Origin of the sequence: Pseudomonas sp. BJP69 (genome assembly GCF_007633355.1) — a bacterium.
Classification (GTDB): Bacteria; Pseudomonadota; Gammaproteobacteria; order Pseudomonadales; family Pseudomonadaceae; genus Aquipseudomonas; species Aquipseudomonas juntendi.
Window position 1 is genome coordinate 3,069,402 of sequence record NZ_CP041933.1, and the last position, 23,952, is coordinate 3,093,353.

Consider the following 23,952-nt stretch of genomic DNA (forward strand, 5'->3'; position numbering starts at 1 on the left):
TACAACTCAGCCATGTGTGGGCAATGTCCGAACCCAGCCGTCCAGTCCATTCCCTCTTTCGTCATTCACGCTGGCGAGAATGGCGTCAGCGGCTGGCGTTCTGGATCGGGGCGCTGCTGGTAGGGCTGGTTGCACTGGCTTTTGCTTGGCTGGCCGACGAGGCCTTCGCCTCGTTCAAGCGCTTGGTGGTCCGGGCACCCTGGGCTCCCCTGCTGATAACCCCAGTGGGTTTCGCCCTGCTGGCCTATCTGACGCAACGCTGGTTTGAGAATGCCAAAGGCAGTGGTATTCCCCAAGTCATCGCTGCCCTGGAAATACCCTCTCGACGGCTGCGAGCCCGGTTACTCTCGCTCCCTGTGGCTGCCGCACGCATGAGCCTGACTTTGGGCGCGCTGCTGGTCGGAGGCTCGGTTGGCCGCGAAGGCCCCACCGTGCACATCGGCGCGGCTGTGCTCTATACCTTTGGCCGGCGCCTGGGCCTGCATGGCCGACGAACAATCGCAGGCCTGGTGCTCGCCGGCGGCGCAGCAGGTATCGCAGCGGCCTTCAATACCCCATTGGCAGGCATTGTGTTTGCCATCGAGGAATTGAGCCGCACGTTCGAGCAACGATTTAGCGGGCTGGTGCTCACTGCGGTACTGATCGGCGGCGCCGTCACCCTCGGCTTGATGGGGCATTACGCCTATTTTGGCGAAATCAGCGGTCGTGTGCCGACGGGCTGGGGCTGGAGCGTCGTACCGGCTTGTGCAGTGTTGGGTGGGCTGCTGGGTGGCTTTTACGCCAAGCTTGTGCTGCCAACCGACAAGGGATTGCTAGGCCGCCTATGTGCGGCACGCGGGCGTTACCCCGTGCGTTTCGCTGCGTTCTGTGGGCTGTTGCTGGCCACTTTGGGGCTCGTGTCTGGCAATCATGTATTTGGCACTGGGTACGAAGAAACACGCGCTTTGCTTGAAGGCCAGCCCATCACGGACTCAAGCTTTCTGCTGTGGAAGTTCTTGGCCAATGTCGTTTCCTACCTCTCCGGTATTCCTGGCGGTCTGTTTTCGCCCTCGCTCAGCATAGGTGCGGCATTTGCGCCCGTGTTGGGTTTGATCCCCAGTGTCGACCCGCAAGCATGCGCACTGCTCGGCATGGGTGCCTACCTGGCGGGTGTCACGCGCTCACCACTCACTGCCTCGGTCATCGTGCTTGAACTAACGCACAGCCCGGACCTGGCCATTCCCATGCTGGCAGCGACACTGATGGCGGCCGCCATCTCTGGCTGGGTATCGCCCGTCTCGCTCTATCATGCTCTGGCCAGGCAGATCATCGACAAGCTGCAGGTTCCGGCGCCGGCCGTTTCCAAACCTGGCGCTCGCGAGCAGTGAATAATCCTGCTTTTCCCGCCTGATGACACGCGCCTGGGACTCGAGCATCCGGGCCGAAAAATTGGTGTTGGCCAAGGTCCTGACCAGCGGATGCACCCAAGTGCATGTTCGTACCGTCGCGCATTGTGCCGACAGTGTTCGCCTGGAGCATCATGCCCGCCTTGCAAAGCACCTACCCTCCCCCGGTCAACGGTGTAAACCCGCCACCCCGCCACCCGATCCCATGGAAGCCCTGGACATGCTTACCCACTTCAGACCTGCCGAGGCCTCGGACGCGCCCGATATCGCGCGCTTCTTTCAACTGACATCAGAAGGCATGGCCGATTACATATGGAGCAAGCTGGCCGCGCCGGGAGAAGCATTGCTGAGTGTGGGCGCGGCTCGCTATGCCAGGGAACAGGGCGATTTTTCATACAGGAATTGCCTGATGGCCACCTGCGAAGGTCGCGTCATCGGCATGATGCACAGCTATGCACTGCATGCGGCCCCTGACCGGCAGGTCGAGACAGACCCGGTACTCGCGCCTTACGCCGACATGGAAATACCCGACACCCTGTACATCTCCAGCCTGGCCCTGGATGAGGCCTGGCGCAGCCAGGGCCTGGGCGTGCAGTTCCTTCGCCACGCCCAGCAACGCGCCGAGGACCTCGGCTTGCAGGGCCTGTGCCTGATCGACTACGCGGAAAACCACGGTGCACGGCGCTTCTACGAACGCCATGGCTTCAAGATCGTGAAAACCTGCCAGATCGTGCCGCACCCGATGCTCGCCGTCACCGGCGAAGCCTATTTGATGTATCGCCCTAACCCCCAACCCGCACGAGAAATAACCATGACCCAGAAACTGACCGTGTTCCGCGAAATGGATATCCAACCGGTGCGCGACCTGCCCTTCTTCGAAGAGGTGGTGGAAGGCGACCCGCACACGCTGACGTCCAAGTACTACCACGATGAACAGCAAGGTCGTATTTCCGGCGAATGGGAGGCCAGTACCGGAGCGTGGCGTATCGACTACAAAGTCTGGGAATTCTGCCATGTGTTGAGCGGGCGCTGCGTGATCGAGCTCGACGGCTGTGCGCCGGCCACCCTCGCCGCTGGCGACACGTTCATCATCGAGCCCGGCGCCAAAGGCAAGTGGACTGTTCTGGAGGACATGAAAAAGAACTTCGTGATCCTCGTTCCCGCGAACTAGTCGGCGCAGGCGCGTGGGCGCGCCTGTCAATTCAGCGGCGTGACGCTTCCACGGCGCTGAATACCAGCATGCCCACGAGCATGGCCGCCACGAACAGCCAGGCTTGCCAGTAGCCGCCAACCAGCAGCACCAGTGCCGGGCCCGGGCAGATGCCAGCGATCCCCCAGCCGACCCCAAACATGAGGCTGCCGCCCACCAGCCGCCGGTCGATGTCGCGCCGCGTCGGCAACTGCATCCGGCCACCCAGCAACGCCACGCTGTGCCGCCGCGCCCAGGTCATGGGCAGCAAAACGATGCCGATGGCGCCAACCATGACCAGCGCCAGCGAGGCATCCCAGCGCCCGGCCAGGTCGAGAAACCCGAGCACTTTCGCGGGGTTTGCCATGCCGGATAGCAACAACCCCAGGCCGAACAACACGCCAGCCAGAAAACCACTGAGCCGCTGCATGTCAGTTACCTGCCAGCACATGACGAAGGATATAGACGGTGGCAAACCCGGCCACCATGAAACTCAGCGTTGCTACTGCCGAGCGCGGCGACAATCGGGAAAGGCCACACACACCATGGCCGCTGGTGCAGCCTGCAGCGTAACGGGTGCCGAGGCCGACCAGCAGCCCGGCGACCACCAGCCACCCGGGCGAAACCGTAAAGTGCGCAGACGGCAGGGCTGTAAACAGTTGCCACAGCAACGGCGCGGCGAGGATGCCGAGCAGGAATGACGCTTTCTCGCCACGCCCCTCTCCGCCACGTTGCAGCAACGACCCGAGCAGGCCGCTGATACCCGCGATACGCCCATTGGCCACGGCAAACAGCGCAGCAGCCAGGCCAATCAAGGCGCCACCTGCCAGCGCCGTCCAAGGGGTGAAATCGTTCATGCACAACGCCTCGAAAAATGCCACGTAAGGGAAACACCGACGTCGACATTATGGCATTGCTGGCAGGCAGCCTCCATTGACGGTCGCGAACAGTGCCTGTGCCAACGCACCGCAGGTGCTGTCGTGCAGCCCATCACAACTGCCAAGTCAACCTTGAGAACGCTCGGGCGAGATCACCAGCACACTGGACGACAAGCGGTGCAGTACCCGTTCGGCCGTACTGCCAATGAACCAGCCAATACCGCGGTGGTGATAGCTGCCCATCACCAGCACGTCGGTGTCATGGTTGTCCATGAACAGGGCCAGCGCCTTGGCCGGGTCACCGATGCGCATATGGCGGTGCTCGGCCGCTATGCCGTTGCGCTCGGCCAGCGCCTGGAAGGCATCGCTCTGGGCTTCATGAAGTGTGTGCGCCAAGTTGGAGTCGAACAGGAAGGCGTGTTCCCGACTACCGTCGGCGTCCAGGTACATCGAGCCCAGGTCGTAGGCATAGAGCAACTCGATTTGCGCATTGCACTGCAAGGCCAGTTTCAGCGCCTCGCTGATGATCTGGTCATTGAAACCCTCGATCTGATCCTCTGGCCTGGACAAGTCCACCGCCGCCAGGATGGTGCGGGGCCATGCTCGGCAGACTTGACGTTTGTCAACTGACGCGCTCACGACAACGGCATTCATCCCAACGCGGGTATTTGACGCAGATCAACCGGTTGCCGGACGCCAGGCACAACCTGACCCCATCGCAACGCCCTCACCCGTCAGGCAAGGTATCGTCAACCTGCGCGGCAGCCTGGTGGAAACACTCGACATGCCGGCTCTGCTGGCCCTGGAGAAAGGCGAGCCTGCCAATGGAAGACTGCAAGCCCTGACCGTGCCATGCTAGATACGCTGATGGCAGTAGCGCCGCTGCTGCGCAATCGATAGAGGTTCACTAGCATGGACGACCCACTCGCCAAACTCGACCACTACATCGAAACCCTCGGCCCCATCGCCGATGCCCTCGAGCAGCAGGTTGGCCCCTGCCCCGGTACGCGCCCAGCGCTGATCGCGTGGCTGATGGAATGGAAGGGCAGCCACCCGGCACACAGTAAAATCGAGGGTGATCCGCCCTGCTTGCCTGCCAGCCTGAAAGCGGCCTACCGCCAATGGGCGAAACTGCAGGCCAGCGAATAAAGGTAATCAGCCCGCTTAGCGATTGCCGCAGGCCGCTGCGCACGGAGCATTGCGAGGTTACCTGCGGTCGCACGCTGCTGGCGACCGATGGCGACCTCAGCCAGTATCTGTACCCTGCCGAGGTCACCCGCCCGGGCTTGTCAGTACTGCCCGCCGAACACCGGCCCGAATACAGCTCGCCGCCTGCGGCCGGGCTATACAGCTGCGTAGGCTGGGGATTTGCGACCTACCATGAGGCTGAAGATACGCGCTGCTGCGAACGTTGTGGCCATGGCGTCTGGTCGCCGGCCCTGGACACCTTGCGCAGTCGATAAAGCAGGCTGCCAACGCCGGCAAGGCTAGAGCTTGAAGCGGACATGAATACAGCTCTTGCTGGCCTGCCGGTCAATGGTCACCGCGGCGCTACCATACCCGGAATAGCTTTTGACCAAGCGCATACCCAAGCCGGTGCCCGTCGGCTTGGGGTAGTTGTCCGGGAAGCCATCACCTTCATCGCGAACGGTGAGCAGTGCATGGTCGCCTGCATGCTTGACCAGCACCTCAATGGTGCCTTTGCCGTACTTGAGCGCATTGGTGATCAGCTCGGAGATGACCAGGCCCAGGGGCGCCATACGTTCAGGCGGCAGCACGAAATCATCTGCCTCCAGAACGATCTTGCGGTCTGCCAAGGCCTTGCCCAAATCGCCGAGCAATGCATTCAGATATTCTTCAGCATGCACGCCTTGGTCTTCAGCGGTCTGGTACAGCCGCTCGTGAACACTGGCAATGGTGACTACCCGGCCAGCCGCGGTTTCAAGCTGCAGCTTGACCGCCGCGTCGGCTGCCAGGTTTGCCTGCAGCAGCAGCAGTGTGTTCACCAGGTGCAAACTGTTCTTGACCCGATGATGAATCTCCTCCAGATAGAGGTCGCTGCGGTCTTGCCTGGTGTTCTGCGCCTCGATCAGGGACAGCAGTTGGGCCTCGTACTGATGCCGTGCGGTGATGTCGCGCGAAACGGCGATCACTCGCTCAACCTGGCCATTCACGCCCATGATCGGCGCCACCGTCACATCCCACCATTTCGGCTCAGTAGCCGATAACGGGCAATACGCTTCGAACCGAATGGTCTCGCCAGCGCCGACTTTACACAGCGCCTCCCACACAATCGACCTCGATTCCTCTGGCCACAGCTCATGCCAGCGCTGGCCTGTGACTTCGGCAGCGCTGGTGTTCATGAAGGTCAGGCCAGCTTCGTTCATGAATTCGATGTGCCCGTCGGCAGACATGATCTCCACCCAGTCAGGGCTGGCATTGAGGATCGTCTCGGAATAGGGGTCGGGGTGAGGCGCCTCGACCCCTGCGGCAATCCGTTCGGCAGCCAGTGAAATGACGGTAGCGATCCCTTCCAGGAACACCAGGTCGCTTTCCACGAAATCCTCACCCTTGCTGCTGTCGGCCTCAAGCACGCCGAATGGGCCGAGTACACCGCGAATCGGTACATTGATCGCGCGCTCGATACCGTATTTTTTCAGCAGCTCAGGGGTGCGGAACCTATTTTCCATGCCCAGATGGTTCGACAGTACCGGCCTGTAGGTGGCCAGCGCATACCCTGCCGGGCTGGCTTCATCTGCACCCACGGTAGCCCTGCCGATGTCTGCAGCATCCCAGCCAACCCCATGGGACAGGACGAAACCGTCGCCGTCCAATTCAGGCTGGAGCACCTTGGCGTAGCGCGTATTCATGCCCTCGGCAACCACTTCACAGGCGCGCGTCAGCAGCAGGTCGAGTTCTGTGACCTGCAACGACACCACGCCAAACTCGACAACCAGCTCATGTTGTCGGTGAAGGCGTGCATGGGTTCGATTCAAGGCTGCACGGATCGTTTCGTCCGTAGGTAGCTGCTGCATAGGGTTCCCTTTGTAGTGTGCAGGAACGCGTCCAGCCTCCATACGCGGCGAAGGCGGTTCGCTTACCGCCCTCCTACAATAGCCGCTAATCGATGTACGCGCGCCAGTGCTCGCCCCGCTGCGCCAGCGTAGGGCTGGACTTCAATGGTCACTTTACGCGGTAAATTCAGGGGGCGGTGCATATTATGACGAGGCGTGCAGCAGCGCTGTGCCTGTTCAGCCGGTGGGTGGCGCCCCCTGCAGCGTTGCTACAGCTCATACGGGGTGGCCATGGGCCGCGTAGCACGCTGGCTCAAACCTTCTACTGCGGTAACCCGGGCAATTTCAATACCATTGCGCACGATGACAACCACCGTGCCATAGATGACTTGTTCGAGGATGTACTCAAGGCTGGTCTGGGCTTCGGACAGGTCATATTTGACGTGGTGCACGATGGCGTTCCTTTTGGGAGGTTCGATTGGGGTGAGATTCACCCCGCAGGCAAGCGGCCCGTGTAAGGCCACATGCTGGTCAATATGATGTTGCGCCCGCCGGGGAATGTGCTGCCTAAAAACGCCACCGCCGAAAAGATTTTCGATTGTTTATTCTGATTCTCCAGAATTTGCACATTATCTATTCATGTAAGTGAATGCCTGATCACTTCACAGCCCCATCAGGGCAAGCGCAAACCGGGGCCGGGTCGCGAGGCCCTCAATGCATTTTCACGCCTGCAGAGAAAGTCTTGCTTCATGCAGGCTGTTTTTCCAATCAATTGAAATGCTTAGCCTGCACCCACTTTCCCAGCCTCTGGATACAACCCATGAAAGCCGTCGTCTATACCCAACCCGGTTTGCCCATTCAGGACCCACAGTCGCTCTACGACACAGAATTGCCCGCGCCCCAGGCGGGTGCCAGGGATCTACTGGTCGAGGTCAAGGCCATTGCGGTAAACCCGGTCGATACGAAAATACGGGCAAGCCGTGGCGGCCAACAGCCACAGGTGCTTGGCTGGGACGCTGTCGGGGTTGTGCGCGAGGTGGGCCCTGAAGTGACGTTGTTCAGGCCCGGCGACGAAGTGTTCTACGCCGGCGCCATCGACCGCCCGGGCAGCTACAGCGAGCTGCATGTTGTTGACGAGCGTATCGTCGGGCACAAGCCCCGTAGTTTGAATAACGCTGATGCTGCGGCGTTGCCGTTGACCTCCATCACCGCCTGGGAGTTGCTGTTCGACCGCCTGGGCATTGCAGAGCAGGCTGGCCAAGGGCAAAGCCTGCTGGTGGTCGGCGCTGCCGGCGGGGTGGGTTCCATCCTGATCCAGCTTGCCAGCAAGCTTACCCAATTGACGGTGATCGGTACCGCCTCCAGGGCTGAAAGCCAACAGTGGATCGAGGAACTGGGTGCGGATCATGTCATCGACCACACCCGGCCGATCGCCGCTCAGCTTGCAGCGCATGAACTCGAGTGCGTGGATTATGTGATCAGCCTGACGCACACCGATACCTACCTGGGCCAATTGGTAGAAGTGCTTCGCCCACAAGGCAAGCTGGCGCTGATCGACGATCCGGCGCAGCTGGATGTCGTGCCCCTCAAACGCAAGTCACTGTCGCTGCATTGGGAGCTCATGTTCACCCGCTCGCTGTACCAGACCGACGACATGATCAAGCAACATCATCTGCTCGAACGTGTCTCCAGCCTGGTCGACAAGGGCGTGCTGCGGACAACCCTGGGCGAGCACTTCGGTGCAATCAATGCCGAGAACCTCCGGCGTGCGCACGCCGTCATCGAGAGCGGCAGGGCCCGGGGCAAGATCGTGCTGGAAAGCTTCTGACCGGAGCGCGAAGCAATCGCGCCTTGGTTCACGAGCAGGGGTGGCACCGCTCGTCGCTTCCTCGGCGCATTGGAACCAACGCGCAGGTACCAGCCTCCTCGAACGGGTATGAGCATTCTCAACTGCAGGAGCTTTTACCATGCGCGACTACCCTACCCCGCCGTTCCCGTCTCAACCGCAGAGCGTTCCTGGTACGCAGCGCAAGATGGAGCCATACCCGGATTGCGGCGAGCAGTCCTATACCGGCCATGGCCGGCTTGCAGGCAAGATCGCCCTGATTACAGGGGCCGACAGTGGCATCGGCCGGGCGGTGGCCATCGCTTATGCCCGGGAAGGTGCAGATGTTGCCATCAGCTACCTCGACGAGCATGAGGATGCGCAGGAAACCGCACGCTGGGTCGAGGCGGCAGGCCGCCAATGCCTGCTGCTGCCTGGTGACCTGGCGCACAAGCAACACTGCCAGGCCATCGTGGCCAAGACCGTCGAGCGGTTTGGCCGCATCGATGTCCTGGTGAACAATGCCGCGTTCCAGATGGCCCACGAAACCCTGGAGGAAATTGACGATGATGAATGGGTGAAAACCTTCGATATCAACATCACCGCCATTTTCCGCATTTGCAAGGCGGCGTTGCCTTCCATGCCCAAGGGCAGCTCGATCATCAATACCAGTTCGGTGAACTCCGACGACCCCTCCCCCAGCTTGCTGCCGTATGCGGCGACCAAAGGTGCCATCGCCAACTTCACGGCCGGCCTGGCGCAGTTGCTGGGCAAAAAGGGCATTCGCGTGAACAGCGTAGCCCCGGGGCCCATCTGGACCCCGTTGATTCCGGCGACCATGCCCGATGAGGCGGTCCGGAACTTCGGCTCCGGCTACCCCATGGGGCGCCCTGGGCAACCCGTCGAGGTTGCGCCGATCTACGTGCTGCTGGCATCTGACGAAGCCAGCTACATCAGCGGGTCGCGCTATGCCGTGACAGGTGGTAAACCGATTCTTTGAGGGCAGAGCCGCCCTGCCAACCCCGGCATTATCCTTCGGGCTGCGCGCCCAGCATGGCATGTACCCTGGCCACCAGTTCGTCTACGGCGAAAGGCTTGGTCAGTAAAGCCGATGGGTCGCGCAGAAGCTCGTGCTCGAACAATGCCGGGTTGGTGAAACCCGTCATGAAGATAACGGGCAGCGCCTTGCGAATCTGGCGGCTGGACGACGCCATCTGAAGACCGTCAATGCCGCCAGGCAGCCCGACATCCGTTACCAGCAAATCGATGCGTGTGTCGGAAGACAACAGCTGCAAGCCCGCCTGGCTATCCGCCGCCTCGATGACCGTACACCCCAAACCGCCGAGCACATCACTGACGAACAGGCGCACGGAGGGTTCATCGTCAACGACCAGTACAGTACGGTCAGACCATCGGCCACACAGGCCATGCTCGAGTGCTGCACGGCCCGCCAACTGCGGCTGGCCCCTCTCTGCCGGCAGGGACAATTCAACCCGCGTCCCTACCCCCTCCTCAGAACTGATCCTTACCTGGCCACCCGATTGCTTGGCAAAACCGTAGACCATCGACAAGCCCAGCCCAGTGCCTTCGCCTATCGACTTGGTGGTGAAGAACGGCTCGCACGCCTTGGCGAGCGTATCTGCACACATGCCCATGCCGTTGTCGTTGACGCTGATGGTCAGGTACTCGCCTGGCTGCAGTTCGGCATCCAGCCCAGGGCCTGCCTCCAAGGTATGGTTGGCCGTGGCGATCGTGATCGTGCCAGGCTTCTGCGCCAGGGCATCGCGGGCATTGATGCAAAGGTTCAACAGGGAGTTTTCGACCTGTACCGGGTCAACCAGGCACGTGGCCAACTGCGCGTTCAGATTGACCTTGAGGGCAATCGACGGTCCGACCGTGCGGCTGATAAGGTCCTTCAAACCCTCGACCAGCTCATTGACATCGGTGCGCACGGGCAGCAACGGCTGCCGACGGGAAAACGCCAGTAACCGGTGGGTCAACGCTGCGGCCTTCTGCGCTGCCCGGTGCGCGACTTCGAGGTAGCGCTCAACGTCTGCAGTGCGCCCAGCCTTGCCGCGCATCCGGGCAAGGTCAAGGCTGCCAATGATGCCTGCCAGCAGGTTGTTGAAATCGTGGGCGATGCCACCAGTGAGCTGACCGATGGCTTCCATTTTTTGCGCCTGGCGCAGTGCCTCCTGCGCCGCCTCACGCTCGGCAACCGCTTCGCAGACCCGCTTTTCCAGCGTGCGGTTCAGCTCCAGCAGTTCAGCTTCCGCCTGCTTGCGCCCGGAAACGTCAATCGATGAGCCGATCAGGCCGATGATCTGCCCGGCTTCATCGACCAGCGGGGCCTTGACTGATAACCAAGTGGTTGCCGAGCCATCGGGCATGTCGACCCGCTCTTCAACCTGCACGGTCTTGCCGCTGCCCATCACCAGCCGATCCGTTTCCATCACCTGGCGCGCCTGGTCCTTGTCTTCCAGGAACTCCAGGTCGGTCTTGCCCAGGTAGAATTCGGGCGGTTTGCCAATCAGCTGCGTCGCGCCGTGGTTGGCAATCAGCATCCTGCCGTCGAGATCCTTGGCGTAGACCACGCCCGGCACGGCGGCCGTGAATGTGCGCAACAGCGCCGAGACCCGATCGCGTTCCGCTTCGGCGGCCCTGCGCGCTTCGATGTCCATGAGCACACCCGGGAACCGCACGGCTCGCCCGCTATGGTCCAGCTCGGCATGGCCGTTGGCTTCGATCCAGTGGTAGACACCCTCCTCGTTACGCACGCGGTATTCACAGCGAAACGCTCCGCCGTTGGCCACTGCCCGCTGGATATCCTGATGCACCCGCTCACGGTCATCGGGGTAAATCGCCGAAAACGCTTCAGCCAAGGGGATGCCGGCCTGACACTGCTGCGCAGGAATGCCGAACGAACGGGAGAAACGCTCGTCTGCAGTGACCCGATCGTTGGGAATATCCCAGACCCAAGTACCGACGATAGCGGCTGCCTCCAGCACAAGTCGCAATTTTTCCGAGGAATCATCTGCAATAGAGAGTAATTCAGAACGGGTATTCAATGCCGACGGTGCGGCAACCCCCTCTTTATTCATGATTCACCTCTGTGGGAGCGTCATAATCCTGGCAATGTCGGCAGCCGCTGCTCACCGACATGTGACGCTGGTACAGGTCACGGACCAGGCTGTAGACGAAGGTGTACAGAGCCTATGACCCTAGCGCAAGTGTTGGACCACAAGCAGGTGCAAACAATTCAATAACTTGCAAGGGCTTGCTCAGTCGTGCAGCCGCTGGCCGCGGCTCAGGTGACGCCGGTAGGCCCATCCAGCACCTGCCTGACCCGCCGTGCCAGGTCATGGGGCTGGCAAGGCTTGGATATCACCTCGAACTCCGAGCCGCCGATGTCGGTGCGCTCGATCGAATTTTCAGCATAGCCAGTCGTGAGCAATACCTTGATCTGCGGTTGCAGCCTGCGCACCTCCCGGGCAAGCATGACGCCGTTCATGCCGCCTGGCATGATCAGGTCGGTGAACAACAGGTCGTAGCGCTCGCCAGCCTGGATAAGCTTCAACGCTTCCCGCGCATTGAGCACCATGTCGGCTGCGTAGCCGTAGTCCTCGAGCACCATTTTTGCCAGCTCTGCCACATCCGGCCGGTCTTCCACGATGAGGATACGCTCTGAGCCCCCACTGCGTTCGGCGGTCTTCACGGCGGGCTGCTGGACGACCTTGGCGTCGTCGACGGGGAAGTACAGGCGCAGGGTCGTGCCTTCCCCCTCTTCGGTGTAGATGCGCGCAGCACCCCCGGATTGCCTGGCGAAGCCGTAGACCATCGACAGGCCCAGCCCCGAGCCCTTGCCCTCTTCCTTGGTGGTGAAAAACGGGTCCATGACGCGGTCACGGATGCTGGCCGGCATGCCTATACCATTGTCGGTCACGGACAGGCTGACATAGTTGCCGGGCAAAAGGCCGTCGAAGGAATGGTTGATGTCGGTGACCAGCACATTGCGGGTTTCAATGAACACGTGCGGGCGCTTGCGCCCTATCAGCGCGTCGCGCGCGTTCATGAAGATATTGAGCAGTGCCACTTCGGCCTGCGTGGGGTCGATGCGGCAATTGCGCAGGTCGGCCTCGAAGTCGAACTCCACCAGAACATCGGCGCCGAAGGTCCGCTCCATCATGGGCCGCAGGTCCTCGACCAGGTGGTTGAGGTTGAGCACGCGCCCATGCAGTTTCTGCTTGCGGGCGAAGGCCAGCAACTGCTTGGTCAGCGTGCTGGCGCGCTCCACCGCCGTCTGCGCGTGCCCCACACTGCGGCGGATGCGATTGAGGTCGACCTGAGTCTTGTCAGCCTCATTGGCGATCAGCCCCAGGTACCCACCCATCACCTGCAACAGGTTGTTGAAATCGTGGGCGATGCCGCCGGTAAGTTGGCCCAGCGCCTCCATTTTCTGGGCCTGGCGCAAGGCGTCCTCGGCATCGCGACGGCGACTGACGTCCAGTTGCGAGGCAAAGTGATAAATCAGGTCGCCGCGCTCATTGAAGATCGGCGAGATGAACAGCGCGTTCCAGAAGCTGGAGCCATCCTTGCGGTAATTGAGAATTTCCGTGGCGATATCCACACGCTGTTCGATGCTCTCACGCAAGGTTGCGACCACCTCGGTATCGGTTTCCGGGCCTTGCAGGAACCGGCAATTGCGCCCGAGGATCTCTGCCAGCTCATAGCCGGTCATGTCGAGGAACGCCCGGTTGGCGAAAATGATGGGGTTATCGTCACGGTTGGGATCGGTGACGATCATGGGCATCCGCGTGGTTTCCACGGCCGCGAAGAACATGTCGTGGGGCAGCTCGGAAATATCCCCTCAAGCCTGGTTACTGACGCGGGCCTTTTTACTGCTCACGGAAAACTCCTCGATCATTACCGATGCAGGTCCAATCTGGACAACGACAGCGGGCAGATTGCTCAATGCAGACAGCAGCGCTGCCGGGCCTGCGCTGCCGGCGCATGTGGCCCACCGAATTTGCCAATAAATTGCCGTTTCTGAACATTGCCGACTTGCCGAGTTCCCCGGCATGGACCATCTTGAAAGCAGCCACCGCAGGAGTCGTATCCATGAGAGCACTGACTTACCACGGGCCACAGGACGTTCGCGTCGACAATGTTCCGGATCCCATCCTCGAGCAAGACGACGACGTCATCTTGCGAGTCACCGCCACAGCCATTTGCGGTTCTGACTTGCACCTGTACCACGGCAGGATTCCGGAGACCGAAGCTGGCGACATTTTCGGCCACGAATTCATGGGCATCGTCGAAGAAACCGGGCGCGGGGTTACCCACTTGCAGGTCGGTGACCGCGTGGTGATCCCGTTCGTGATCGCCTGTGGTAGCTGCTTCTTCTGCCAGCTCGACCAGTTCGCCGCCTGCGAAACCACCAACCGAGGCCGCGGCGCCATCGTCAACAAGAAAAGCATCCCACCCGGCGCCGCCCTGTTCGGTTACAGCCACCTCTACGGTGGCGTGCCCGGCGGCCAGGCCGAGTATGTGCGCGTGCCGAAGGCCAATGTCGGCCCGTTCAAGGTGCCGACGGCACTGTCCGACGACAAGGTGTTGTTCCTCTCCGATATCCTGCCCACCGCCTGGCAGGCGGTTACCAACGCCCAGGTGGGCCAGGGTTCGACGCTGGCGATCTACGGTGCCGGGCCGGTCGGGCTGCTGAGTGCCGCCTGTGCGCGGATGCTGGGCGCCCAGACCATCTTCATGGTCGATGCCAACCAGCACCGCCTGGCCTTCGCCCACGACACCTATGGCGTAGTGCCGATCAATATCGAGGACGACGACGACCCGGCCGACAGCATCATCCGCCTCACCCCGGGTATGCGTGGGGTAGATGCCGTGATTGACGCGGTGGGTTTCGAAGCCAAAGGCAGTACCGCCGAAGCGGTGTTGACCGCACTGAAGATCGAGGGCAGTAACGGCAAGGCGCTGCGCCAGAGCATTGCCGCTGTACGCCGCGGGGGCATCGTCAGTGTGCCGGGGGTATACGCCGGGTACGTACACGGGTTCATGTTCGGCGATGCCTTCGACAAAGGCCTGACCTTCAAGATGGGCCAGACCCATGTGCAGAAGTTCCTGCCCGAACTGCTCACCTGTATCGAGAACGGGCGCCTGCAACCCGAACTCATCGTGACCCATCGCATGGCCCTGGAGGAGGCGGCCTTCGCCTACAAGATGTTCGATCAGAAGAGCCACGACTGCCGCAAGGTCATACTGGTTCCAGGTGCTGCGCCAAGTAACCTGGCCGCGAGCGTTGGCACAGGGTTACCACGCCATCGTTGAGGCGAGGTCTGCTACCGGCGGCGTTGCTCAGGCCAGCTGGATGAACACCGCATAGGCACCCAGGATCAGCCAGAACACCAGGAATATCCACGGTGTACGCAGCGAGAACAACAGCGACTTACGGTGCCCGGCCTGTGATGTTTCCGTCTCACTGAACAGAGGCGACTCGTCATAGGCCAGGCCCATCAACGGCTCGCTGCGCAGCAAATGGCTCTGTTTGAGTTGCCAGTGCTCGATGATGCGATAGGCCGCGCGGATACCGGGCCAGGCATTGAGCGAGCTGAGTATGCCAAGCAGGGCCAGAAACGGCGGCACCATCAGGGTGAACATTTCGCCCCAGCTCTGGTTGAGGTTACCCATCGATGACACGAACGCGATGACCAGAAATGACTGTGCGGCCAGGTAGGCGTCGGTGCGGTTGGCAAGAATACTGGTCTCATACTGGATTTCACCGCGATAGAAATCCAGCCGCTCCTTGGGTGAGCCGAACATATGGGCGTTGTGCGCGCTGACCTCATGCTCCGGCGTGGTGGGGGTTATGATGCGCGGCACAGGTCGGCTCCTGATGGGTGAGATCTAATGAACCCTGGCGGTTGCAAGCACGCCCAGCCTCAGGCGCCGTGCTCACCCTTCTCGCGCGCTTCCTTCTGGGCGGTGGAGTCATGCGAAGTGCCCCCGGAGCCATCCGGGCGCTGGGCATCGTTGTCGCGCTCCTGTTCGCCGGTGGTTTCGGCCTGCTCGGTGGCTTTGTCCTTCTCTGACGCTGTCATGGTGCTTATCCTCTGCTGTGTGGTGGTAATGAGGGCCGGTAACATGAATCTGTAGCCCCCGACGAAGTTAAGCGAGTCTTGCCAAAGCAGGATCAACGGCAGGCGGCGTGCAGGCGGTATCAGCTTTTGCCCGGCCCGCCATTCGAGAACTTCTTCACATCAATGGGCTGGGCAACGAACTCCGGGCCATCCCCCGAGGCGCGCCAGCGCACATTCCCGATGCCATAGCGCTCAGCCATGGGGCGGCTGACCTTCTTGATCGTGTGCTGGCCAAAGCGGGGAATGATTCCTACGCCTGCATCACAGCTCGCCCAGTGCCAGGCCTCGGCGTTGTCCATACGCCCCAGGCGGATAATGAAGGTGCGGAATTCACCGTGAAGCTCATACTCGATCACATACAACTGCTGCCCTGCCATTGGACTCTCCTCCATCGATTCAGGTTAATGGAGTGAACCGACGCTAGAAAATTCAGAAATTTTTGACCACTTGGTCATTCCCCTGCTCAGTATGCCGGTTCGCTGATCAACCGCATTGAACCTTGCCGCTTGCCGCTGGCTCAACACTTCGCGACCGTGACCTTTTTCCCGCCTATGAGGGGTACCACATGAACGCAATCGAACTGTTGATCCAGGACCACCAGTTGGTGAAGAAACTGCTCGAAGAACTGTCCTCGACTACCGAGCGCGCGGTAAAGAAGCGTGCCGAGCTGCTTGCACGGATCAAGCAGGAAGTCGACATCCACACGGCCCTGGAAGAAGAGATCCTGTACCCGGCGATCAAGCAGGCCGGTGGCAAGGAAGAGGCCAAGATGTATTACGAGGCCAAAGAGGAACACCGCACTGTCGACTCGCTGGTCATCCCGGACTTGCTGCACACCGAAACCGGCACTGTAGAGTTCGCCGGCAGGGTCAAAGTGATGAAGGAGCTGCTCGAACACCATATTGAGGAGGAAGAAAGCGAGCTGTTCCCCACTGCCCGGAAGCTGTTGGGCAAGCAGGAGCTGGAGGAAATGGGGCTGGCCATGGAGGCGCAGAAGAAATTGCTCAAGGAAGAGCAGCGAGCGGCCTGACCTTGGCCTGCGCGCCCTCCCCGGGCGCGCAGCCACCGGCTTTATTCAGTAGGCGATTCAGTGTTGATCATCAGTGCCGCCTCTGCCAGCGCAAAGGCCCGGCGCTGCTCACGCCGACGGGCAAACGCACGCGCAGGCAACGGCTCCAGGCGTTGTGGCTGGCCAGTCAGCAAGGCGCGCTCGATTGCCGCCACTACCCGCACGTCGCGCCAGCCTTCCTCACCGTCAGGTTCCGGCATCTCGTTGCGCAGAATGCAGTCGGAGAAATAAGCGGTCTCCCCGGCAAACTGGTCGACAATCGGGTTGACGTGCACACGCGTTTCGCCACCGATCGTGGCACGGTAACTGATAGCGACCCCTTCCCCGTAGCCGAAGCAAGGCGAAGCTTCGATCTCGCCTTCTGTACCCAACAGCTGGAAGCGTTCGGTGTCTGGCAACGTGTAGCTGACGGTGAACTGCGCCAGCCGCTCTTCGGGAAAGCGCAGGCTCACAGTGACCGTGTCCCAGGTTTGCAGGGTGCTGCCCGGGGAGTGGACCCCCGCCGCGCTGACCTCGATCGGTTCGGCATTGAACAACTGGCGGACCATGTTCAGCGGATAAGGGCCCATGTCGGGCACCGGCCCGGCAGCAAAACCGTTCTGTGCCCGGTGGTTGCCAGGTTTAACCCGTTGGGTGAAGGTCGAGGTAAACAACCGCGGGTCGCCGAAATGGCCTGCATGCACACGCTCGATCATGTCCAGCGTGCCAGGCTCGCAGTGCAAGCGGTAGGCGATCATCAGCTTTGCCCCCAAGCGGTTCGCCGCCTCGATCATCGCTTTGCAATCCGCCTCGCTGGTGCCCATCGGCTTTTCCAGCAGCACGTGGATACCGGCCTCCAGTGCGGGGATCACAAACTCGCGATGGCGGAAATTAGGTGTAGCAACATACACCGCGTCCACCTCACCGGCGCTTAACAGCGTCGCATACTCCTCGTAGGCATAGGCTTTGAGCCTATATTGGGCGGCCAGGTGAGCAGCCTTCTGCGCATCGCCGGTGACCAGTGCGGTGATTACCGAGTTGTCGGTCTGGCCGATGCCGGGCATGAACGCGCCTTGGGAAATCGAACCACCGGCCACTACGCCATAGCGGATCTTGCCTGCTGCGGTAGGCATTGAGCTGTTCCTTTTCATCGGGATGGTTGAGCGCTTGAGCCATCAATTCGGGCGAGCCGATGGGTGGAGAAAATCCAGATATCGGCCTGCCCCAGGGCTGGATACGTGGTCCTGATCAGAACCGTGACGTGCGTTTGATCATTCGCGCAGCTTTCCATCGACCTGCGCCAACTGCCGCTTGATGGCCTCGGTTTCTGCTTCCTGCTCTTTGATGGACGTGGGCGTAATCACCTTGTCAACCGCTTCGGTCTTGGGGTCGGGTTTCTCGAGCACAGGCCCAGGCACCTGCTCGCCACGTTGTGCCTCTTCCGAGGAAACGGGGCGTGGAACCTTGTCGCCGGTCTTGCCATCGGTGTGTTTCATGAGTTTCTCCTCAGCTACGTCAGGTGTATTCAGAAGAGCATGCAGGCTGGCAAAAGTTTGATTTGCCTTCCCTCAAGGCCAAGCGCCGGCGTTGCCGAATGGTCAGTTCGTGTACCCATGGGCAGATTGAATGGAACGGTCAACGCGGCCACACCGCCTAACGCCGTACCCACTCACCCACAGGAGAACCACCATGATCGACCCTTCTCATCCCGACCCCTATGTTGACGAGATACCCCACAACCCCGGCGAGCCGGTACCCGAACCCGAGCCACCGAGGCAGGCGCCCGATTGGCCGGAAGACCAGGTTCCGCCTGAGGAACAGTCCGACGGTTGAATCCAGCGTTGCGCCATCCGTCGGCAGCAACGCACGGGAGGTGCGCTGACCAGGACCAAATAAAGGTGATCAACCTCGATGGAGACTCACCATGAAGACTCACAAGCCCCACACGCTGTTTTTGGCGCTATGCCTTGGAGCCAGTGCGCCGCTGGCCCTGGCCGCCACCGACATGAATAACCAGCGTGCCCCTGCTACCCACACGGATGACAGCGGCCACATGAACGGCAACGGCGGCGCTACCGGGTCCGGCACACCAAGCGATGGCATGGGTACCGGCGCCGGCGGTACCGACAGCAATGACACGGATAAAACAGGTGGAGATGGCACCACCCAGGGCTCGGGTAGTGGCGGGACAGGGAACGGCACCGGAATGGGTCAGGGTGGCGGATCTGGCACAGGTGGCAGCGGCGGGAATGGCGCCGGTGGTTGAGCCAGCCAGCCGTAGCGCGGTATGTGCCCACTCGGGTGGCCCGCGCGCACTCACTTGAAACTTTACCGCCAGCTGCTCAGTCCAGACCCCTATCGATCACGCCTAGGGGGAACATGATGAGCAGCACAGTAGGTGACTTTCTGGTGGAGCGTCTGCACCAATGGGGTGTGCGGCGTATTTTTGGCTACCCTGGCGACGGTATCAACGGGGTGTTCGGTGCCTTGCGGCGGGCTGAGGGCAAGATCCAGTTCGTGCAGGCACGGCATGAGGAAATGGCCGCATTCATGGCCAGTGCACACGCCAAGTTCACCGGTGAACTTGGCGTGTGCATCGCAACTTCCGGCCCAGGCGCTTCGCACCTGCTGACGGGCTTGTATGACGCGCGCATGGATCACCAGCCGGTTCTGGCGATTGTCGGCCAGCAGGCGCGCGCCGCGCTCGGCGGGCACTATCAGCAGGAGCTCGACCTGGTGTCGATGTTCAAGGACGTTGCCGGGGCCTTCGTGCAGCAGGCGTCAACGCCAGCGCAAGTGCGGCACCTGCTTGACCGCGCGGTACGCACTGCCGTCGGCGAGCGCCGGGTTACCGCTGTCATTCTCCCCAACGACTTGCAGGACCTGCCCTATGAGGACCCACCGCGTGCCCACGGCACCGTGCACTCCGGCGTTGGCTACAGCAAACCCAAGGTAGTGCCCTTCGCAGCCGACCTGCAACGCGCCGCCGAGGTTCTGAACGCGGGGCGCAAGGTGGCGATACTGGTGGGGGCAGGCGCGCTGCAGGCCAGCGAACAGGTGATGGCGGTGGCTGAAGCACTGGGTGCTGGCGTGGCCAAGGCGCTGTTGGGCAAGGCGGTATTGCCCGACGACCTGCCGTGGGTGACCGGGGCGATAGGCCTGCTAGGCACCGAGCCCAGTGCGCACCTGATGAACGAATGCGACACTTTGCTGATGATCGGTTCCGGCTTCCCCTACGCCGAATTCATGCCCAAGGAAGGCCAGGCCCGTGGCGTGCAGATCGACCTGCAGCCGGACATGCTCAGCTTGCGCTACCCGATGGAAGTCAACTTGGTGGGGGATGCCAGCGAAACACTGCAGGCCCTGCTGCCGCTACTGGAGCACAAGACCGATCGGCGCTGGCGGGCCAAGGTCGAAGGCTGGCGCGGCAAGTGGGACAAGACCTTGGCCAAGCGGGCCATGGCCAAGGCAGACCCCATCAACCCGCAGCGGGTCGTGCACGAACTCTCCCCGCGCCTGCCCGACCATGCCATTGTCACCAGCGACTCGGGTTCCTGCGCCAACTGGTATGCCCGCGACCTCATGGTGCGCCAAGGCATGCAGTGTTCGTTGTCAGGGGGCCTGGCGAGCATGGGCGCGGCGGTACCTTATGCCATCGCCGCCAAGTTCGCCCACCCGCAGCGTGGCGTGGTCGCGCTGGTAGGTGACGGCGCGATGCAGATGAGCAACCTGGCCGAGCTGATTACCGTTGCCAAGTACTGGCAGCAATGGGACAACCCCCAGTGGATCTGCGCGGTGTTCAACAACGAAGACCTCAACCAGGTCACCTGGGAACAACGGGTCATGGAAGGCGACCCGAAGTTCGAGGCTTCACAGTCAATTCCGGATGTGCCTTATCACCTGTTCGCCATCTCCATCGGCCTGCAGGGTATCTACGTGGAGCGGGAGGCGGATATCGCCGACGCGTGGGAGCGGGCGCTGGCGGCTGACCGGCCTGTGCTGATCGAGTTCAAGACCGACCCGAATGTGCCTCCCCTGCCCCCACACATCAAGTTGGAGCAGGCCAAGAACTTCGCCAGCAGCCTGCTCAAGGGCGACCCTGACCAGGCCGGGGTCATCGTGCAGGCGGCCAAACAGGTGCTCAGCTCGGTGCTGCCGGGCAAGAAGTAACGCACCACGTGACTGCGCTACCGGAATGGGCCTCGGCTGTTCCGGTAGCCACCGAGGCAGAGCGCTTTGCCCGTTGCCTCAGTTGCGGCGGCGGCCGCCCAATTCGACCCACACAGGGGCGTGATCGCTGGCCTTGGCCTCATTGCGCACCCAGGCATCTACCCCCGCCCCTTTCAGGTAAGGGGAGAGCTCGCGGTTGAGCAGCAGGTGGTCGATGCGCAGCCCGGCGTTACGCGCCCAGTGGTTGCGGAAGTAATCCCAGAAGGTGTACACGCGCTCGTCCGGGTACAGGTGGCGAACGGCATCCGTCCAACCTTGCGTCAGCAGATGCTCGAAACAGGCACGGGACTCTGGCTGCAACAAGGCATCCTTGAGCCAGGAACGTGTGTCGTAAATGTCCAGGTCCGTGGGCACCACGTTGAAATCACCCGCCAGGAGCGCTGGGTGCCCATTGGCATAGAGCGTTCGCGCATGCTGGATCAGGCATTCGAACCAGCGCAACTTGTAATCGAATTTCGGCCCAGGCTGCGGATTACCGTTGGGCAGATACAAGCACCCGACCAGCACCCCATGCGCCGCTGCTTCCAGGTAACGGCTCTGGGTGTCGTCCTCCATGCCTGGCAGGCCACGGCGTACCTCCAGCGGCTCGCTGTCACGCGCCAGAATGGCCACGCCGTTCCAGGCGGGCTGGCCCTGATAAACACAGCCGTAACCTGCCGCTTCAATTTCCTGGCGCGGAAACTTGTTATCGGCGGCCTTCAACTCCTGCAGGCAGGCGATGTCGGGCCGTTCGCGCTTCAACCACTCCAGCAACGCAGGCAAGCGACTGCTGATGCCATTGATGTTGAACGTGGCGATGCGGAGGTTTTTCATGCGTCAGGGTCATTCACGTGGGCCTGAACTGCGTCTTCCAGCGCTCGCACATGGGCTTCGTCGGCCAGTGCCTTGAGCGCCAGCCAGTCGTCCCAGTCGAGTGTGCCATCGTCGCGCAGTGCCTCGGCGGTGCGCAGCAGTTCATGGTGGTAGGCGTCTGGCGATTCGCTGCGGTAACTGACGTCGTCGTACTGCGCGTACCACGCTGCCAGCTCGGGAATGCTGCGTTCGATACTCATGGCGCTGCCCTCGCTCACTCATTAAGGGTGAGAGCACCTCGAGCGCGCGATGTTCAGTCCGGGTGCATCGGCGGTCGAGCGCGGCCGGTCACTGCGCAACAGAACGGCGCAGGAACCGGCCCCAAAAAAAACCCGTGCTCCAGGCACGGGCCGCTCAGTGAGCAACACCCGCTCTGGATCAGTTATCCAGTTCGTCCTTGACGACCTTGCCGTCGCGCGGATCGACCTTGAACTCGTACTGCTTGCCATCGGCTTTGATGCCCTCACCTTCCCAATGGCCGTCATCGGCCTCGATCTTGGTGATTTGCGTGTAGCCAGCGCCCTTCAGCGTCGCTTCCGCCTGGTCTTTGCTCACCTTCCAGTCAGCACCAGGCTGGTCCGCCCACGCCGCCGTACTGCCTAGCGCGGTCGCCAGCGCCAGGCCAGTGAACAGTCGAGTCATCGTCTTCATCGCCAACATCCTTTTTCATGAAAGTTAGCGGTACGACTGGCGGCCGCACCTCAGCGTTCAGTTTTGTTTCGGGGGCATGGATGCGATGTCATCAGCCAGCACCGCCGGTGAATAGCGTTGGAACTTCGCGGCGGGACGATGGCCTCCTTCTCAGGCCTATCGAAAACGGAGAATCACGATGTACGACAAACTGAATGGCAAACGCGTGGCATTCCTGGTGACTGACGGTTTTGAACAGGTCGAGTTGACCGGCCCACGTGAAGCCCTGGAACAAAAAGGCGCGGTGGTCGATATCCTGAGCGAAAAGGACGGCACGGTACGCGGCTGGAACCATGACAAACCGGCTGACGAGTTTACCGTGGATGCCACCTTCGACAGCGCGCAGGTGGACCTGTACGACGCCATTGTGTTGCCGGGCGGGGTGCAGAACTCCGATACCATCCGCCTGATCGAGGGCGCGCAAGCGCTGGTGAAAAGCCACGCTGCGGCAAACAAGCCACTGGCAGTGATCTGCCACGGGGCCTGGCTGCTGATATCGGCGGGCCTGGTAAAGGGCAAGCGGATGACCAGCTACCAGACCTTGCAGGACGATATTCGCAACGCCGGGGGCGAGTGGGTGGATGAGAAGGTGGTGGTAGACGGCCACCTGATCAGCAGCCGCAAGCCGGACGATATCCCGGCCTTCAACGATCAGTTGATCAAAGCACTGAGCGAATGAACCGCGTCAGCCAAGGCAGGCTGAGGTCGCGTTGATGCTGTGAGTTTTGCGCACCCGGTCATGCAGCGGGTGCTCAAAGCTCCAACCGGCCTGCCAGCAAGGCACTCAGCACCCCGGCAAGGTCATCGCCCTGTTCATCCAGCAGCCGCAAGGGTATGCCTTGCAAGATCGATTGTGACCCGGCGAGGTCCGCACCGACCAACGCCAGCGGGCACGCGACATCCATCTGCAAGGCGCGCAGCTGGCGGGCCAGTGTTGCGCTCACCGAGCCCTGTACGGCAATCACCAACGCTGCAGGCTGCACGGCGGCGCAGACCAGCGCCAGCTCTTCCAGTGGCTGATCACAGCCAAGCACGTCAATGCGCTGTTGCTCGCTGCTCAGCAACAGACCGGTGCACAGCAACTGCGTTTCAGCATGCCCTTCAGTGCCCGCCATTATCACGCGCGGCGCATTGGCCTGGTTCATCTGCAGGCGCATCAGTAGGCGCGCACGCAAGAAATTATCGAAGAACACCCATTGGCTGCGTTGGCCGAAGGCTCGCCCGGCGGCCAGTTGCTGCCAGACCGGCATCAGCACTTCGCGCAGCACCGTCGCCTTGGGCAACAACGTGAACAGCTGGCCATGCAGCGCATCCAGCGCTTGGGCATCGAACGCCTGGGTAGCACGCAGCAGCGCTGCGCGCCATTGGGCAAAGGCCGAATCCGACTGCACGGCGGCTTTCGGCTGGGCGGCGAGGCGCTCACCGACCTTGCTGATCGGCAGCCCATGGTTGGTCCAGTGCAGAATGTCGCGGATACGCTGCACGTCCTCGGCCGTGTACAGCCGGTGACCACCGTCGGTGCGCTGCGGGCGGAGCAAGCCATGGCGCCGCTCCCAGGCGCGCAGGGTCACCGGGTTGATGCCCGTCAGGGTGACCACATCGCGCATGGGCAGCAGGTCGGCTTGAGTAGTATCAGTCATTGCACGGGTCGTCCGGGAAGTGCCCCATTCTAAACCGATACACACCTTCT

At 61.6% G+C, this 23,952-nt stretch carries 25 protein-coding genes and 2 pseudogenes; 11 read left to right on the plus strand and 16 right to left on the minus strand.

What is annotated here, in order from left to right:
• Positions 1–23: 23 nt before the first annotated feature.
• From FPB55_RS14265 to FPB55_RS26340, 3 genes and pseudogenes are all read left to right on the plus strand, one after another.
• Positions 24–1,367: a chloride channel protein gene (locus FPB55_RS14265; RefSeq protein WP_238706588.1), complete on the plus strand. Its 1,344-nt coding sequence runs from the start codon at positions 24–26 to the stop codon at positions 1,365–1,367.
• Positions 1,368–1,605: 238 nt separating this feature from the next.
• Positions 1,606–2,169: pseudogene (locus FPB55_RS26335) on the plus strand (GNAT family N-acetyltransferase); the annotation flags it as partial.
• A gap of 27 nt (positions 2,170–2,196) precedes the next feature.
• Positions 2,197–2,556, plus strand: a complete 360-nt coding sequence (locus tag FPB55_RS26340) for a cupin domain-containing protein (protein WP_174824177.1) — start codon at positions 2,197–2,199, stop codon at positions 2,554–2,556.
• Positions 2,557–2,587: 31 nt separating this feature from the next.
• Here FPB55_RS26340 and FPB55_RS14275 read toward each other — a convergent pair whose 3' ends face one another.
• The 3 genes and pseudogenes from FPB55_RS14275 to FPB55_RS14285 all read right to left on the minus strand — a co-directional run.
• On the minus strand, positions 2,588–3,004 hold the full coding sequence (locus FPB55_RS14275; protein ID WP_144188503.1) for a DUF6691 family protein: 417 nt from the start codon (positions 3,002–3,004) through the stop codon (positions 2,588–2,590).
• Position 3,005: 1 nt separating this feature from the next.
• Positions 3,006–3,431 carry a YeeE/YedE family protein gene (locus FPB55_RS14280; RefSeq protein ID WP_054903857.1) on the minus strand — a complete coding sequence of 142 codons (426 nt, stop codon included), beginning with the start codon at positions 3,429–3,431 and terminating at the stop codon, positions 3,006–3,008.
• A 147-nt stretch (positions 3,432–3,578) separates the two neighbouring features.
• Positions 3,579–4,049, minus strand: a pseudogene (locus tag FPB55_RS14285) (universal stress protein); the annotation flags it as partial.
• A gap of 315 nt (positions 4,050–4,364) precedes the next feature.
• On the opposite strand from FPB55_RS14285, the gene FPB55_RS14295 reads away from it, so the two are divergent.
• Positions 4,365–4,601 carry a hypothetical protein gene (locus FPB55_RS14295; protein ID WP_009685509.1) on the plus strand — a complete coding sequence of 79 codons (237 nt, stop codon included), beginning with the start codon at positions 4,365–4,367 and terminating at the stop codon, positions 4,599–4,601.
• Positions 4,602–4,939: 338 nt separating this feature from the next.
• On the opposite strand, the gene FPB55_RS14305 is transcribed toward FPB55_RS14295, so the two are convergent.
• Both FPB55_RS14305 and FPB55_RS14310 read right to left on the minus strand, forming a co-directional pair.
• Entirely contained in the window at positions 4,940–6,487 is a 1,548-nt protein-coding gene (locus FPB55_RS14305) for a PAS domain-containing protein (protein WP_144188505.1), read from the minus strand.
• 248 nt (positions 6,488–6,735) lie between these two features.
• A complete protein-coding gene (locus FPB55_RS14310; protein WP_009685512.1) occupies positions 6,736–6,918 on the minus strand; it encodes a hypothetical protein in 183 nt (60 codons plus the stop codon).
• Positions 6,919–7,286: 368 nt separating this feature from the next.
• On the opposite strand from FPB55_RS14310, the gene FPB55_RS14315 reads away from it, so the two are divergent.
• Both FPB55_RS14315 and FPB55_RS14320 read left to right on the plus strand, forming a co-directional pair.
• On the plus strand, positions 7,287–8,294 hold the full coding sequence (locus FPB55_RS14315) for a zinc-binding alcohol dehydrogenase family protein (protein ID WP_115294267.1): 1,008 nt from the start codon (positions 7,287–7,289) through the stop codon (positions 8,292–8,294).
• A gap of 139 nt (positions 8,295–8,433) precedes the next feature.
• Entirely contained in the window at positions 8,434–9,291 is an 858-nt protein-coding gene (locus FPB55_RS14320) for an SDR family oxidoreductase (protein ID WP_009685514.1), read from the plus strand.
• Positions 9,292–9,319: 28 nt separating this feature from the next.
• Here FPB55_RS14320 and FPB55_RS14325 read toward each other — a convergent pair whose 3' ends face one another.
• Positions 9,320–11,392: a PAS domain-containing sensor histidine kinase gene (locus FPB55_RS14325; protein WP_178097511.1), complete on the minus strand. Its 2,073-nt coding sequence runs from the start codon at positions 11,390–11,392 to the stop codon at positions 9,320–9,322.
• A 206-nt stretch (positions 11,393–11,598) separates the two neighbouring features.
• Positions 11,599–13,152 carry a histidine kinase famiy protein gene (locus tag FPB55_RS14330; protein WP_238706641.1) on the minus strand — a complete coding sequence of 518 codons (1,554 nt, stop codon included), beginning with the start codon at positions 13,150–13,152 and terminating at the stop codon, positions 11,599–11,601.
• 257 nt (positions 13,153–13,409) lie between these two features.
• On the opposite strand from FPB55_RS14330, the gene FPB55_RS14335 reads away from it, so the two are divergent.
• Positions 13,410–14,633: a zinc-dependent alcohol dehydrogenase gene (locus FPB55_RS14335; protein WP_115294266.1), complete on the plus strand. Its 1,224-nt coding sequence runs from the start codon at positions 13,410–13,412 to the stop codon at positions 14,631–14,633.
• A 27-nt stretch (positions 14,634–14,660) separates the two neighbouring features.
• On the opposite strand, the gene FPB55_RS14340 is transcribed toward FPB55_RS14335, so the two are convergent.
• The 3 genes from FPB55_RS14340 to FPB55_RS14345 form a co-directional block, all read right to left on the minus strand.
• Entirely contained in the window at positions 14,661–15,185 is a 525-nt protein-coding gene (locus tag FPB55_RS14340; RefSeq protein WP_115294265.1) for a hypothetical protein, read from the minus strand.
• A gap of 59 nt (positions 15,186–15,244) precedes the next feature.
• Positions 15,245–15,403, minus strand: coding sequence for a hypothetical protein (locus FPB55_RS26345; protein ID WP_009685520.1), 159 nt, complete (start codon positions 15,401–15,403; stop codon positions 15,245–15,247).
• 119 nt (positions 15,404–15,522) lie between these two features.
• Positions 15,523–15,819, minus strand: coding sequence for a DUF6555 family protein (locus FPB55_RS14345; RefSeq protein ID WP_009685521.1), 297 nt, complete (start codon positions 15,817–15,819; stop codon positions 15,523–15,525).
• Positions 15,820–16,007: 188 nt separating this feature from the next.
• On the opposite strand from FPB55_RS14345, the gene FPB55_RS14350 reads away from it, so the two are divergent.
• Positions 16,008–16,472 (plus strand): hemerythrin domain-containing protein, encoded by a 465-nt coding sequence (locus tag FPB55_RS14350; RefSeq protein ID WP_009685522.1) that lies wholly within the window; start codon positions 16,008–16,010, stop codon positions 16,470–16,472.
• A 41-nt stretch (positions 16,473–16,513) separates the two neighbouring features.
• On the opposite strand, the gene FPB55_RS14355 is transcribed toward FPB55_RS14350, so the two are convergent.
• Both FPB55_RS14355 and FPB55_RS14360 read right to left on the minus strand, forming a co-directional pair.
• Positions 16,514–17,623 carry a Gfo/Idh/MocA family oxidoreductase gene (locus tag FPB55_RS14355; RefSeq protein ID WP_144188507.1) on the minus strand — a complete coding sequence of 370 codons (1,110 nt, stop codon included), beginning with the start codon at positions 17,621–17,623 and terminating at the stop codon, positions 16,514–16,516.
• A gap of 138 nt (positions 17,624–17,761) precedes the next feature.
• The gene (locus tag FPB55_RS14360) at positions 17,762–17,986 is read right to left on the minus strand and encodes a hypothetical protein (RefSeq protein ID WP_009685524.1); all 225 of its coding nucleotides are present in this window, start codon (positions 17,984–17,986) and stop codon (positions 17,762–17,764) included.
• Between the two features lie 428 nt (positions 17,987–18,414).
• Between FPB55_RS14360 and FPB55_RS14365 the strand changes: the two genes are divergently transcribed.
• Both FPB55_RS14365 and FPB55_RS14370 read left to right on the plus strand, forming a co-directional pair.
• The gene (locus tag FPB55_RS14365; protein WP_064314493.1) at positions 18,415–18,756 is read left to right on the plus strand and encodes a hypothetical protein; all 342 of its coding nucleotides are present in this window, start codon (positions 18,415–18,417) and stop codon (positions 18,754–18,756) included.
• A 116-nt stretch (positions 18,757–18,872) separates the two neighbouring features.
• The gene (locus FPB55_RS14370) at positions 18,873–20,660 is read left to right on the plus strand and encodes a thiamine pyrophosphate-requiring protein (protein WP_125854262.1); all 1,788 of its coding nucleotides are present in this window, start codon (positions 18,873–18,875) and stop codon (positions 20,658–20,660) included.
• A gap of 78 nt (positions 20,661–20,738) precedes the next feature.
• Here the strand turns inward: FPB55_RS14370 and xth are convergent, their stop codons facing one another.
• From xth to FPB55_RS14385, 3 genes are all read right to left on the minus strand, one after another.
• Positions 20,739–21,533: an exodeoxyribonuclease III gene (gene xth, locus FPB55_RS14375; protein WP_009685527.1), complete on the minus strand. Its 795-nt coding sequence runs from the start codon at positions 21,531–21,533 to the stop codon at positions 20,739–20,741.
• Positions 21,530–21,772, minus strand: coding sequence for a hypothetical protein (locus tag FPB55_RS14380; RefSeq protein ID WP_009685528.1), 243 nt, complete (start codon positions 21,770–21,772; stop codon positions 21,530–21,532). Before FPB55_RS14380 ends, xth begins: the two co-directional genes overlap by 4 nt.
• 178 nt (positions 21,773–21,950) lie before the next feature.
• Entirely contained in the window at positions 21,951–22,223 is a 273-nt protein-coding gene (locus FPB55_RS14385) for a PepSY domain-containing protein (RefSeq protein ID WP_047149911.1), read from the minus strand.
• A 178-nt stretch (positions 22,224–22,401) separates the two neighbouring features.
• On the opposite strand from FPB55_RS14385, the gene FPB55_RS14390 reads away from it, so the two are divergent.
• A complete protein-coding gene (locus tag FPB55_RS14390; protein WP_047149910.1) occupies positions 22,402–22,941 on the plus strand; it encodes a type 1 glutamine amidotransferase domain-containing protein in 540 nt (179 codons plus the stop codon).
• A 73-nt stretch (positions 22,942–23,014) separates the two neighbouring features.
• Here FPB55_RS14390 and FPB55_RS14395 read toward each other — a convergent pair whose 3' ends face one another.
• The gene (locus FPB55_RS14395; protein WP_144188509.1) at positions 23,015–23,902 is read right to left on the minus strand and encodes a MerR family transcriptional regulator; all 888 of its coding nucleotides are present in this window, start codon (positions 23,900–23,902) and stop codon (positions 23,015–23,017) included.
• Positions 23,903–23,952 lie beyond the last annotated feature (50 nt).